Raw genomic sequence first — 12,376 nt, forward strand, 5'->3', positions numbered from 1 at the left:
CCTCCGTTTTAGAACAACAAGTGTTCTGCGCGTACAATCATTGACAGACCAGAAGTCAGCTGTACACGAACGCCATCTTTGGTGATTTCCAGTACGGTGGCATCCATAGCATTGTTACCCGCTTTTACCTTCAGAGACTGACCCACGCTCAGGGCGGTGATGTCAGAAACCGGAGTGTGGCGCGGCTCTTCACGAGGCGCACGCGGGGCTTTTGCCGCCGGTTGCTCAGCACGTGGCTTACGCTCGGTATTCTCTTTGCGACGCGGTGCAGGACGTGGCTTGCGTTCACGGCGAGGCGCTTCTTCCTGGCCATTGGCCGCGGCTGCTTCGCGTTTTTTAGCCTGCTGTTCAGCACGCTGAGCCTGAACTCGCGCTTTGGCTTCTTCAAGCTGCTTACGGGCATGCTCAACATGCTGCTCATCCAGCACACCACAAGGGTTGCCATCGAGATCAACACGCGTCGCGCCCGCTTTGATACCGTAAAGGTAACGCCAGCTCGAAGTATAAAGACGTAAGGCGGAGCGGAGTTGGGTTTTGCTGAGGTTCATCTCACCTTCAACACGCTCTACCAGATCCTGAAAAATACCAATTTTCAGGGGACGAGCTTCGCCTTCGGCACTAAAACATTGAGGAAAACGTTCGGCCAAAAACGCGATAACTTCTTTACTGCTATTCAACTTAGGTTGATTTTCCATGAAATTTCCTGATTACAACGGACGTTGCCGACAAGCCGCAGGCATGAACAGGCGACATTATAATGACGCCATCCGTAAATGCTACGTTATCCGTTGATTATCCTGCGACGCTCGCAAAGAATTTGTGATAATCGGTCGCGGCGAGAACGTTTTCAAGATTCGCCACCAGCTCGCGCAGCCCCTGTTCATCATCGGCTGTAAAGCGATTAAAGACAGTGCTGTCGATGTCCAGAACACCAATAATCTGATTGTTTACTTTCAGAGGAAGGACGATTTCAGCGTTGCTGGCGCTGTCGCAGGCGATGTGCCCGTCGAACGCGTGAACGTCATCCACACGCTGCACCTGGTTTTGCGCCACCGCGGTGCCGCATACGCCGCGCCCGACCGGAATACGCACGCAGGCGAGCTTGCCCTGGAAGGGTCCGAGTACTAAGGTTTCACCTTCCAGCAGATAAAAACCGGCCCAGTTCACATCGGAAAGACGCTCAAAAAGTAATGCGCTGGTATTCGCCAGAGTGGCTAAGAAACTGGTTTCACCTGCCATCAATGCCTGAAAGTCACGGGTTAGGTCCGTGTAGAATTCTGTTTTGTTCATTATTCAATCACTTGGTTGTCTTACAAAATTACAGCATAGCCTATTAAAATAAGCATTATTTACGTTCATGCTCAAGATGAATCCATTCATGAGTTAAGATAACTATTAACTATCCTTTTTTAGCGCGACCGATGGCTCTTAAATCACCGAAAATAACGCCGACGAAAAAAATCACCGTGCATACGGTCGGCGATGCGCTGCCTCGTGCACATTATCAGCGTTGCCCGCAATGCGATACGCTTTTTACGTTGCCAAAGATGAAATCATACCAAAGTGCTTTCTGCCCGCGCTGCAACGCAAAAATTCGCGACGGCCGTGACTGGTCACTGACCCGGCTGGCGGCGATGGCGGTCACTATGATGCTGCTGATGCCCTTCGCCTGGAGCGAGCCGCTGCTGCGCCTGCACCTGCTGGGCGTGCGCATTGATGCCAACCTGTTACAGGGGATCTGGCAGATGACCCGCCAGGGCGATCCCCTCACAGCGTCGATGGTTCTGTTCTGTACCGTCGGCGCGCCGGTGGTGCTGGTGGCGGCTATCGCCTACCTGTGGCTCGGCAATATCCTGGGAATGAACCTGCGCCCGGTACTCCTGATGCTCGAGAAGCTCAAGGAGTGGGTGATGCTGGATATCTACCTGGTGGGGATTGTTGTCGCCTCCATCAAAGTGCAGGACTACGCTTACCTGCAGCCGGGCGGCGGTCTGTTTGCGTTTATTGCGCTGGTGATCCTGAGCGTGCTGACGCTTATTCATCTGAACGTGGAGCAGCTCTGGGAACGCTTTTACCCCCAGCGCCCCGCCACCCGTTACAACCCTGAACTGCGCGTCTGTCTTGGCTGTCACTATACCGGCCTGCCCGACGCGCGCGGTCGCTGTCCGCGCTGCCATATCCCCCTGCGCGTACGGCGGCACAACAGTCTGCAAAAATGCTGGGCGGCGCTGATCGCCTCGCTGGTGTTTCTTATTCCGGCCAACCTGCTGCCTATCTCGGTGATTTACGTCAACGGTGGACGGCAGGAGGATACCATTATGTCGGGCATCGTCTCGCTGGCGCACAGCAATATCGCCGTAGCGGCGGTGGTGTTTATCGCCAGTATTCTGGTGCCCTTTACCAAAGTGGTGGTGATGTTTACCCTGCTCGTCAGCATTCATTTTAAATGTGAACAAGGGCTGAGAACCCGCATACTGCTGTTGCGTTTCGTTACCTGGATTGGCCGCTGGTCAATGCTGGATCTGTTTGTTATTTCGTTGATGATGTCGCTGATCAATCGCGATCAGCTCCTTGCTTTTACTATGGGACCCGCAGCGTTCTATTTCGGCACTGCGGTGATTTTGACTATTCTTTCAGTGGAATGGCTGGATAGCCGCTTACTTTGGGATGCACATGAGTCAGGAAACGCCAGCTTCGCCGACTGAAGCGCGAGTTAAAACAAAACGTCGTATTTCGCCATTCTGGTTACTGCCGGTTATCGCTCTGATGATCGCCGGTTGGTTAATCTGGACCAGCTACGAGGATCGCGGCAATACCGTTACTATCGATTTCCAGAGCGCCGACGGCATTGTGGCAGGCCGTACGCCGGTGCGTTTTCAGGGGGTTGAAGTAGGGACCGTCCAGGATATCTCGCTGGATAAGAACCTCAATAAAATCGAGGTTCGCGTTAGCATCAAATCCGATATGAAAGATGCCCTGCGCGATGAGACGCAGTTCTGGCTGGTTACGCCCAAAGCTTCGCTGGCGGGTGTTTCCGGTCTGGATGCGCTGGTCGGGGGTAACTACATCGGCATGATGCCAGGTAAAGGTGAACCAAAGGATCACTTCACCGCCCTGGATACGCAGCCGAAATACCGGCTCAACAATGGCGATCTGATGATCCATCTGCACGCACAGGATCTGGGCTCGTTGAACAGCGGTTCGGTGGTCTATTTCCGTAAGATCCCCGTCGGTCGGGTTTATGACTACGCCATCACCCCTAACAAGCAGGGAGTGGTCATCGACGTGCTGATCGAAAGACGCTTTACCTCGCTGGTGAAAAAAGGCAGCCGCTTCTGGAATGTGTCCGGCGTGGATGCCGACCTGAGCCTGAGCGGTGCCAAAGTGAAGCTGGAGAGCCTGGCGGCGCTGGTGAACGGGGCTATCGCCTTCGATTCACCGGAAGGTTCTGAGCCCGCCACCCAGGAAGATGATTTTGGCCTGTATAAAGATCTGGCCCACAGCCAGCGCGGCGTGATTGTGAAGCTCACCCTCCCCTCTGCGGATGGTCTGAAGGAAGACTCCACCCCGCTGATGTATCAGGGGTTACAGGTTGGGCAGCTCACCAAAATGACCCTTAACGCTGGCGGCCTGGTCACCGGTGAGATGACCGTTGACCCGAGCGTGGTCGATCTGCTGCGCAAAAACACGCGCATCGAATTGCGTTCGCCAAAACTGTCGCTGAGCAACCCCAGCGTCAGTAGCCTGCTGACCGGCAGCACTTTTGAACTGATCCCCGGCGGCGGCGAACCAATAAATCAGTTTGTGATCGCCCCGGCCGATAAGGCGCTGCTGCAAAAACCGGGCGTCATCACCGTCAAACTCAACGCACCGGAAAGCTACGGTATCGATGCCGGTCAGCCGCTGATCCTGCACGGCGTGCAGATTGGCCAGGTGCTTGAACGCACCTTAAACAGCAAAGGCGTTAGTTTTGAGGTGGCGATCGATCCGCAGTACCGCGAGCTGGTGCATGGCGACAGCAAATTCGTGGTCAACAGCCGGGTGGATGTTAAAGTCGGGCTCGACGGCGTCGAGTTCCTGGCGGCCAGCGCCAGCGAGTGGATCAGCGGCGGGATCCGTATCCTGCCGGGTGACAAAGGCGCCATGCGCGACAGCTATCCGCTGTATGCCAACCTCGATAAAGCTCTGGAAAACAGCCTGAGCGATCTGCCGACCACCACCCTCACGCTGGTGGCCGACACCCTGCCGGACGTGCAGGCAGGTTCGGTGGTGCTGTATCGCAAATTCGAGGTGGGTGAAGTGATCCTGGTTCGCCCGCGCGCCAATGCCTTTGATATCGAACTGCATATCAAGCCGGAATACCGCAAGCTGCTTACCAGCAACAGCGTGTTCTGGGCTGAAGGCGGGGCCAAAGTGCAGCTTAACGGCAGCGGCCTGACGGTACAGGCCTCTCCGCTCTCCCGCGCCCTGCGCGGGGCCATCAGCTTTGACAACCTGAGCGGGGCGAGCGCCAGCCAGCGTAAAGGCGACAAACGGATCCTCTACCCTTCCGAAACCGCAGCCCGTGCGGTGGGCGGCCAGATCACCCTGCATGCTTTTGATGCGGGCAAGCTCGCCGAAGGGATGCCGATACGCTATCTGGGAATTGATATCGGGCAGATCCAGAATCTGAAGCTGATCACCGCCCGCAACGAAGTGCAGGCCACGGCGGTGCTGTATCCGGAATATGTCGATAACTTCGCCCGCGCCGGGACGCGTTTCTCGGTGATCACCCCGCAGATTTCCGCGGCAGGCGTTGAGCATCTCGATACCATTCTCCAGCCTTATATCAACGTCGAACCCGGCCAGGGCAAGGCGCGTCGCGACTTCGAACTGCAGGAAGCGACCATCACCGATTCACGCTATCTCGATGGCCTGAGCATCGTGGTGGAGGTGCCGGATGCGGCGTCGCTCGCCATCGGTACGCCGGTGCTGTTCCGCGGTATGGAAGTGGGTACAGTGACCGGGCTGACGCTGGGAACGCTCTCCGACAGGGTGATGGTGGCCCTGCGTATCAGCGATCGCTATCAGCATCTGGTGCGTAACAACTCGGTGTTCTGGCTGGCGTCCGGTTATTCCCTGGACTTTGGTCTGACCGGCGGCGTGGTGAAAACCGGGACCTTTAATCAGTTTATCCGCGGCGGTATTGCCTTCGCGACGCCGCCGGGTACCCCGCTGGCGCCGAAATCCCAGCCCGGCAAGCACTTCCTGCTGCAGGAGAGTGAGCCGAAAGAGTGGCGCAACTGGGGAACCGCCCTGCCACGCTAACCCTTACGCTCCGGTGTCAACCCACCGGAGCGTTTGTGGTACACTGCGCGCCTCTTTGACTCCCTGTGGTGCGCTCGTGTCTCAACGTTCCGTCTATCTGCCAGAAGAATTTCTGGCTCAAATGCGCCAGGCCCTGCCTGATCCTCTCTCTCTCGATGCGTTTATCGCCGCCTGCCAGCGTCCGCTGCGCCGCAGCCTGCGCGTCAACACCCTGAAAATCAGCGTGGCGGATTTCCTCTCGCTTGTCGCCCCCTACAACTGGCAGCTCACGCCGGTGCCCTGGTGTGAAGAGGGATTCTGGATCGAGCGTGACGACGAAGAGGCGTTACCGCTGGGCAGCACAGCAGAACACCTGAGCGGGCTGTTCTACATTCAGGAAGCCAGCTCCATGCTGCCGGTTGCGGCGCTGTTTGCCGATGGTAATACCCCCGCCCGGGTGATGGACGTGGCGGCCGCGCCCGGCTCCAAAACCACCCAGATCGCCACACGGATGAACAATCAGGGCGCGATCCTCGCCAACGAGTTTTCTGCCAGCCGCGTCAAGGTGCTACACGCGAATATCAGCCGCTGCGGGATCAGCAACGTGGCCTTAACCCATTTTGATGGCCGCGTGTTTGGCGCGGCCCTGCCGGAAGCCTTCGATGCGATCCTGCTGGACGCCCCCTGCTCCGGCGAAGGAGTGGTGCGCAAAGATCCTGATGCGCTGAAGAACTGGTCCGTCGCCAGCAATCTGGAGATCGCCGCCACCCAGCGCGAGCTTATCGACAGCGCCTTCCACGCCCTGCGCCCCGGCGGGACGCTGGTCTACTCCACCTGCACCCTGAACCGCGACGAAAACGAAGCCGTCTGCCTGTGGCTGAAAGAGCAGTATCCCGATGCCGTTGAATTCCTGCCGCTGAACGACCTGTTTACCAGCGCCGCTGACTGCGTCACTCCCGAAGGGTTCCTGCACGTCTTCCCGCACATCTACGACTGCGAAGGCTTCTTCGTGGCACGCCTGCGTAAAACCGCCGCCATAGCGCCGCTGCCCGTGCCAAAATTCAAGGTTGGCAACTTCCCGTTCACGCCGCTTAAAACCCGTGAAGCCCAGCAGATCGCCACCGCCGCACATCAGGTGGGCCTGCGCTGGGACGACAACCTGCGCCTGTGGCAGCGTGATAAAGAGGTGTGGTTATTCCCGACGGAGATTGAGCCGCTGATAGGCAAAGTGCGTTTTTCTCGTCTCGGCATCCGCCTGGCGGAGACGCACAACAAAGGTTACCGCTGGCAGCATGAAGCGGTGATCGCCCTGGCGGGCGAGCACAACACCTTTGCCTTAACCCAGGCAGAAGCGGAAGAGTGGTATCGCGGACGCGATGTGTGGCCAGAGGCAACCCCAACCGGGGATGATGCGGTCCTGACGTATCAGGGCTTTCCGGTAGGGCTGGCGAAAAAAGTGGGCTCGCGGCTGAAGAACAGCTACCCGCGCGAGCTGGTTCGCGATGGCCGCTTGTTTACCGGTAACGGCGAAGATAGCTAAAAATAGCACTTTTTTACTGGCGCTTTTGCTCTCCATTGACCAGGCTGAAAAGTGGGCGACTATACTGGTCGTACCAGACCACAGCATGATCCTGGAGAGCATTATGACGAAAACCAATGTGCGCATTGGCGCATTCGAAATCGATGATGCCGAGTTAAACGGCGATACGCAGGGCGAGCGAACGTTAACTATCCCTTGTAAATCCGACCCCGACCTGTGCATGCAACTCGACGCCTGGGATGCAGATACCAGCGTCCCCGCCATTCTCGATGGAGAACACTCAGTCCTGTACCGTAAGCATTACGACCAAGGTTCCGATGCCTGGATCATGCGCCTTGCCTGATTCAGAGAGAACCCGCCCGCAGGCGGGTTATTTATTCCCAATTTCTCCCCTTCCCTGAATCATCCCCTACAATATCAATACGGTAGTAAATGCTGAGGGGCATGATGTACGCACTGGTATTGTTTATCTGTTATCTGGACGCAGGCTGTGAAGATCTGGTGGTGGACGTGTATCGCACCGAACCCCAGTGCGAGGCATCGATGGACGACCAGCGTATCCGCCACGGCGGCTGTTATCCGGTAGAAGATTTTATCGACGGCTTCTGGCGCCCGGCGCAGGAGTATTCTGACCTGTAATCACTGCAGCTGCGCCAGCGTCAGGCTGCCGCCAAACACCGCCCCGGTATCGATGTAGTGCAGGTTCTGGCAGTCATAGCGTTTTCTGAGCGGCGTATGGCCGAACCAGAAGTGATCTGCCCCGCCAATCCCCTCCTCGCTGCCGTTCATTAAATCCTGCAGGCGATCCCGGTTCCACAGAATGCGCTGCTTCTCTACCGGCTTATCCCACACATAGTGCGATGACGGGTAGTCTGCATGGGCCATGACATTCACCCCGTTGGCGCAGTTAATTTCTATAATCCACGGCAGCGTTTCACAGCGGCGGAACAGATCGATAGCCTGCTGCTGTTGCTCACCTTTTAATTCAGCGAACCAGTTGCCGCCATTCATCATCCACAGGCCAAACTGATTATTATGCAGGGCGTCCAGCGCCATCTGCTCATGATTACCGCGCACGGCATAAAACCACGCTTCATTTAATAACTGCAGGCATTTCACGCTATCCGGGCCGCGATCGATTAAATCGCCGACGCAAATAAGTAAATCCTCATACGGATTAAGATGCCGGCGCTTTAGCGCCTCCATAAGCATCTGATAGCAGCCGTGAAGATCGCTTACCACCCAGACGTGCCGCCAGTTGTGACCATCAAGTTTGAGATACATAGCGCCTCCTCAGGATCAGTATAGTCCTTGCGGAGTACGGCAATAATATGTGTGAAACCGCCGTTCGAAATAACCTCAATCGTTATTAAACAAAGCGGAAATAAAGGTTTAGCAACTCTTAAATCAATATCCGATGGCCTTTAAGATAATTGCAGAATTATAAAGAGGTCTTCATCGTGTCAAATACCATCCTGCCTGTTGAGGTGCCATCAGCGCACCGTTCTTCTGTGATCATCGCCCTGGCGAAGGGTGAGCTAATGCCGGGTCCGCTGTGGCATAAACGCGACTACCGGCTGAAATTCTTCCTGCGCACATTGCTGTTCTGGTCCTCCACGACCCGTATGCTGGAGACGCTCTCCCGTCGCGACGATTTTCCCCTGTTACTGAAAGCACAGAGCACCCTGCCGGTGAAAACCCAGCGTCAATATCTGACCCGTGGGTTAAGCGCAGGTGAGCGTGCCGACGCCATTCTCCATCATTACGCCTGGGTTGATGCGCTGCCGGATGCCAGCCTGGCCCGCATCTTTACCAGCCCGACGCCGCTTGCGCTGCTGCAGTTCTCCACCAAAAACGACGCCAGTTACACGATCTACGCCACCAGCGCGGTTAAGGCTGAACGCGAGGGGGAAACCACGCTCTGGCTACGCGCCGGGGATAATACCCTGCTGGCGAGCCTGACCTTCAGCGTTACCCGCGATAACGGGCAAAGCGCGCTGGTGATTGGCGGCCTGCAGGGACCGCGCCGGGACGTCGGCCGGGAGACGATCAAGAATGCCACCCGCGCCTGCTATGGCCTGTTCCCTAAACGTATTCTGTTGGAAGCGATCTTCAATCTGGCGAAACAGTCAGGCATCAGCGCTATTTACGGCGTCAGCGATGAAGGCCACGTTTTGCGTGCCCTGCGCTATCGCTTCAGTAAAGGGCGTCATCTTCACGCCAGCTACGACGAATTCTGGCAATCGCTGAGCGCAACACCGTGCGGAGCTTTCCGCTGGACCTTGCCAGCCGGTATGGAGCGTAAATCACTGGAGAGCATTGCCAGTAAAAAACGCGCCGAATACCGCCGCCGTTTTCAACTGCTTGATGAGATTGAACTGGCCCTCAGCCAGCGGTTTAGCCGCTAATACCTGCTTTCACCCCTGACAGGCAAAAATTTAACACAACCGCTAAAAAGCGCTGGACTTCCGCCGGGCGTAGTGTGGTATGGTTTAGCGAAGAACAGAGAATGTTGCCCAACTGTTAAAGCCCGCAAAAGGAAAAGGCGTTGACTTTCAACAGATAAAAAGAGACCGAATACGATTCCTGTATTCGGTCCAGGGAAATGGCTCTTGGGAGAGAGCCGTGCGCTAAAAGTTGGCATTAATGCAGGCTAAGTCGCCTTGCACTTTAAGAATAGATGACGACGCCAGGTTTTCCAGTCCGCATCAAAAGTGGCCTGAAAAAAAGCGTTAGCCTGTCCTTAAACACAAAAACCGCAATGCTTCCGAAGAGAAGCCTGCGGTTTTTTTTATTGGAAGCGGGATGCTAGCAGAGCGTATTCGCGCGCTCGATAAACGGCGCCAGGCTCATCTTCTGCCCCGGGTTTGCCGGGTCATCAATCTGGATAATCGCGATCGGCTGGCCGTTGCTCTTACCGCTGTCGACCTGCTGCTGCGCCACGTCGTTCAGGGGATACTGCACCAGGGTGCTGGGATTAATGGCATACAGGGCATGGCCCGGACGGCAGGTCAGCATCACCTCTTCACGATTGAACGCCCATTTGTCTTTGCCCACTTCAAACCGGCTGACGGTAATCACCTGCGGTGCTGCCAGCGCCGTGCCGGAGCAGGCCAGCAATAATAAAGAAAGTACTGTTTTTTTCATTGTGTTCCACCTCGTCAGAAGGGTTCCCAGGTCGCGAACAGGCTGACTGCCGCCAGAACCAGCGCCCCCAGCACAACCTCAGTCTGCGTCATCCTGATAAAATACCGTTGCGCACGTCCGTCGTCAGAACGAAACCGCGGCACCAGAACATACCGATTCACCAGGGCAATTACCACCATCATTGCCACCAGCGCACATTTCAACAACAGCATACGTCCCCAGGCGGAGTGCCACGGCAGCGCCCAGCCCTGGATCAGCAGCGTATTCATCACCCCGGTGAGCACCACGCCCACCACCGCCAGATGGCCGTAGCGAGAAAAACGCATCATGGTGTATACGGCGGCGCGCTGCCAGTGTCCGCGGGACAGGCGCAGGCAAAAGAGCAGCGGCAACAGGCCGCCCAGCCAGCCTGCGGCACATAAAAGATGCAGACCCTGATTGCTGCGCTGGAACAGGCCCGTCACGCCATCATGCAACGCCGCATGTCCGGTTCCTGCCAGCAGGAAAAACTGCGCGGCGGTGAACAGCAAAATCAGCGACACGGCTTTTCGCGGCTGCAGCCAGGCGATCCAGAGGGTGATCAGGGCCAGGATCATCTGCCATAACCAGATCTGGCCAAACTGTGTCGTGAGCACCGCTTGCCAGATGGACGGGTTAATCACATCCGGCCAGCCGTTGCCCATCATTCCGCCCTGTAGCGCCAGCAGCAGCATCGCGGCGAGCAGGCTGGCGAGCGCGACCTTTTTTTGCTGTTCGCGAAAACGACGCGCCATGACACGCCGCAGCGAAACAGGCGCCAGCCATGCGCCGTACAGGGCATTGCCAAACAGCACCATCAGAGCGGCAAAATGGGCGAAGCGCAGCGCGACGTAGCAGAACGCCAGCATCTTATTTCACGCTAAAACGGTAGCTGCCCTCGGTCTTGTGACCATCCACGGAGACCACGTGCCACTTCACCGTATAGTTCCCAGCCGTCAGCGGAGCGGCCATCGGCACAATCATCTGGGTCGGATCCTTCTCGTTGCGTTTTACCGCCCCGAGCGCGACGGGTTGCTGTTTTTCATCCGTGACGCTCACGCCGCTGAACCGGGGTTCGATCCCCTCGGAGAAGTTGAGGGTCAGCGCCTGGGGTGCTGCATCAACGGCGGCATCGGCAGCGGGATACTGGTGCTGCAGATGGGCATGAGCAAAGACAGTCGGGGTCGCGAGAGAGGTCAGCAGCAATGTAAGAGTGCTGAACGTACGGGAAAGGCGGAGTGCCATCGCATATATTCCTTTTTGTTATGCCTGATTGTCAGAGGATAACTCTGTATAATGATCCAGTCGAGGATCATCCCGTCCGGACTTGTCAACGCCCCGCCGTTTGGGTAACGTTGGCCCGCAAATGAAGGAGACGGTTATGCATATTAATCTCGCCACCCTCCCCCAGGAGGAGATGGACAAAGTGAATGTCGATTTGGCCGCCGCAGGTGTGGCATTCAAAGAGCGCTACAACATGCCGGTGATCGCCGAAGTGGTAGAGCGCGAGCAGCCCTCGCATCTGCGCGACTGGTTTCGCGAGCGGCTCATTGCTCACCGATTAACCTCCGTCAACCTTTCGCGCCTGCCGTGGGAGCCGAAAGTTAAGTAAACTTACCCGCGGTTACAGTTCCTTACACTGTTTATGCCAGGATGAAAACCCCTGATACATTCAGGGGCTTTATGAATCTCTGCGACTCCGTGTATAAGGAAATCACGATGTCCCACTGGAATATTGCTGCCGCACAGTACCGTCCAAATCATCATTGCGTTGATGACCACATCACGCACCATCTGCGTTTTATAACCGCCGCCGCTCGCCTGCAGTGCAATTTAGTGCTCTTTCCGGAGCTGTCATTAACCGGCCCGGCCCTGCCCGATGGCCAGCTTCCTGCACCGCCTGACGCTCAGCAGCTGACGCCTCTTATTGATGCCGCCCATGCCCATAACGTCTCGGTGATTGCCGGGATCACCGTGGAAGTCAGAGGCCAGCGCCAGCCCGGACTGGCCTGGTTTACCCCGAACCAGCCCCGGGCCACGTTTTACCCCCATGGTGCCGGTGCCTGTCTGGAGAGCAGGCTCGGCGGCCTGAGTATCGTTGATTCTCAGCCCGATCAACCCAATATTGCCCCTGATGCCGCCCTGTTCACCCGGGGCATGGCGGTGAGTGAAACCGGCTGGTCTGCCACGTTTTCGCAGTTGCAGCGTTTTGCCCATCGCTATGCTATCGCTGTTCTGATGGCGAACCGCGACGGCGGAAGCGCCCTGTGGGATGCTAAAGGGCAATTAATCGTCCGCGCCGATCGTGGCGAGCTGTTATTGACCGGGCGCTTTGTTGAGCAGGGTTGGCAAGGTGAGATCATTCCATTACGCTAAACCTTTTAC

The 12,376-nt window shown here is 56.8% G+C and carries 14 protein-coding genes; 8 read left to right on the forward strand and 6 right to left on the reverse strand.

The genetic code is table 11. The features are described from left to right. Nucleotides 1–8 precede the first annotated feature (8 nt). On the reverse strand, nucleotides 9–695 hold the full coding sequence (gene proQ / locus K5I40_RS01235; RefSeq protein WP_039030800.1) for an RNA chaperone ProQ: 687 nt from the start codon (nucleotides 693–695) through the stop codon (nucleotides 9–11). 97 nt (nucleotides 696–792) lie between these two features. Next, nucleotides 793–1,290 (reverse strand): GAF domain-containing protein, encoded by a 498-nt coding sequence (locus K5I40_RS01240; protein ID WP_223073866.1) that lies wholly within the window; start codon nucleotides 1,288–1,290, stop codon nucleotides 793–795. Nucleotides 1,291–1,421: 131 nt separating this feature from the next. Between K5I40_RS01240 and yebS the strand changes: the two genes are divergently transcribed. The 5 genes from yebS to K5I40_RS01265 all read left to right on the forward strand — a co-directional run bounded on the left by yebS (nucleotide 1,422) and on the right by K5I40_RS01265 (nucleotide 7,465). Next, a complete protein-coding gene (gene yebS, locus K5I40_RS01245) occupies nucleotides 1,422–2,705 on the forward strand; it encodes a membrane integrity lipid transport subunit YebS (RefSeq protein WP_039030802.1) in 1,284 nt (427 codons plus the stop codon). Continuing rightward, complete coding sequence (locus tag K5I40_RS01250) at nucleotides 2,674–5,307, forward strand: PqiB family protein (RefSeq protein ID WP_223073865.1); 2,634 nt, start codon at nucleotides 2,674–2,676, stop codon at nucleotides 5,305–5,307. The genes yebS and K5I40_RS01250 overlap by 32 nt, the downstream gene beginning before the upstream one ends. Before the next feature lie 76 nt (nucleotides 5,308–5,383). Then, entirely contained in the window at nucleotides 5,384–6,826 is a 1,443-nt protein-coding gene (gene rsmF / locus K5I40_RS01255; RefSeq protein ID WP_223073864.1) for a 16S rRNA (cytosine(1407)-C(5))-methyltransferase RsmF, read from the forward strand. A 103-nt stretch (nucleotides 6,827–6,929) separates the two neighbouring features. Then, nucleotides 6,930–7,169: a YebV family protein gene (locus K5I40_RS01260; protein WP_039030919.1), complete on the forward strand. Its 240-nt coding sequence runs from the start codon at nucleotides 6,930–6,932 to the stop codon at nucleotides 7,167–7,169. 104 nt (nucleotides 7,170–7,273) lie between these two features. Further along, nucleotides 7,274–7,465, forward strand: coding sequence for a YebW family protein (locus tag K5I40_RS01265; RefSeq protein WP_039030805.1), 192 nt, complete (start codon nucleotides 7,274–7,276; stop codon nucleotides 7,463–7,465). Here K5I40_RS01265 and pphA read toward each other — a convergent pair whose 3' ends face one another. Continuing rightward, entirely contained in the window at nucleotides 7,466–8,110 is a 645-nt protein-coding gene (gene pphA / locus K5I40_RS01270; protein ID WP_223073863.1) for a protein-serine/threonine phosphatase, read from the reverse strand. It abuts the gene before it with no gap. A 176-nt stretch (nucleotides 8,111–8,286) separates the two neighbouring features. Here pphA and K5I40_RS01275 point away from each other — a divergent pair, with 176 nt between their 5' ends. Continuing rightward, complete coding sequence (locus K5I40_RS01275; protein WP_251929507.1) at nucleotides 8,287–9,234, forward strand: VirK/YbjX family protein; 948 nt, start codon at nucleotides 8,287–8,289, stop codon at nucleotides 9,232–9,234. Nucleotides 9,235–9,634: 400 nt separating this feature from the next. Here K5I40_RS01275 and K5I40_RS01280 read toward each other — a convergent pair whose 3' ends face one another. From K5I40_RS01280 to yobA, 3 genes are read right to left on the reverse strand one after another with little or no spacing between them, the layout of a single operon-like run. Further along, nucleotides 9,635–9,973 carry a YebY family protein gene (locus tag K5I40_RS01280; protein WP_039030807.1) on the reverse strand — a complete coding sequence of 113 codons (339 nt, stop codon included), beginning with the start codon at nucleotides 9,971–9,973 and terminating at the stop codon, nucleotides 9,635–9,637. A 14-nt stretch (nucleotides 9,974–9,987) separates the two neighbouring features. Further along, on the reverse strand, nucleotides 9,988–10,860 hold the full coding sequence (copD, locus tag K5I40_RS01285; RefSeq protein ID WP_223073862.1) for a copper homeostasis membrane protein CopD: 873 nt from the start codon (nucleotides 10,858–10,860) through the stop codon (nucleotides 9,988–9,990). Nucleotide 10,861: 1 nt separating this feature from the next. Beyond that, nucleotides 10,862–11,236 carry a CopC domain-containing protein YobA gene (yobA, locus tag K5I40_RS01290; protein ID WP_223073861.1) on the reverse strand — a complete coding sequence of 125 codons (375 nt, stop codon included), beginning with the start codon at nucleotides 11,234–11,236 and terminating at the stop codon, nucleotides 10,862–10,864. Nucleotides 11,237–11,372: 136 nt separating this feature from the next. Here yobA and K5I40_RS01295 point away from each other — a divergent pair, with 136 nt between their 5' ends. Continuing rightward, nucleotides 11,373–11,603 carry a DNA polymerase III subunit theta gene (locus K5I40_RS01295; RefSeq protein ID WP_039030810.1) on the forward strand — a complete coding sequence of 77 codons (231 nt, stop codon included), beginning with the start codon at nucleotides 11,373–11,375 and terminating at the stop codon, nucleotides 11,601–11,603. Between the two features lie 107 nt (nucleotides 11,604–11,710). Further along, a complete protein-coding gene (locus K5I40_RS01300) occupies nucleotides 11,711–12,367 on the forward strand; it encodes a nitrilase-related carbon-nitrogen hydrolase (protein ID WP_223073860.1) in 657 nt (218 codons plus the stop codon). Nucleotides 12,368–12,376: the final 9 nt, after the last annotated feature.

Source organism: Leclercia sp. LTM14, assembly GCF_023736175.1.
Classification (GTDB): Bacteria; Pseudomonadota; Gammaproteobacteria; order Enterobacterales; family Enterobacteriaceae; genus Enterobacter; species Enterobacter barmai.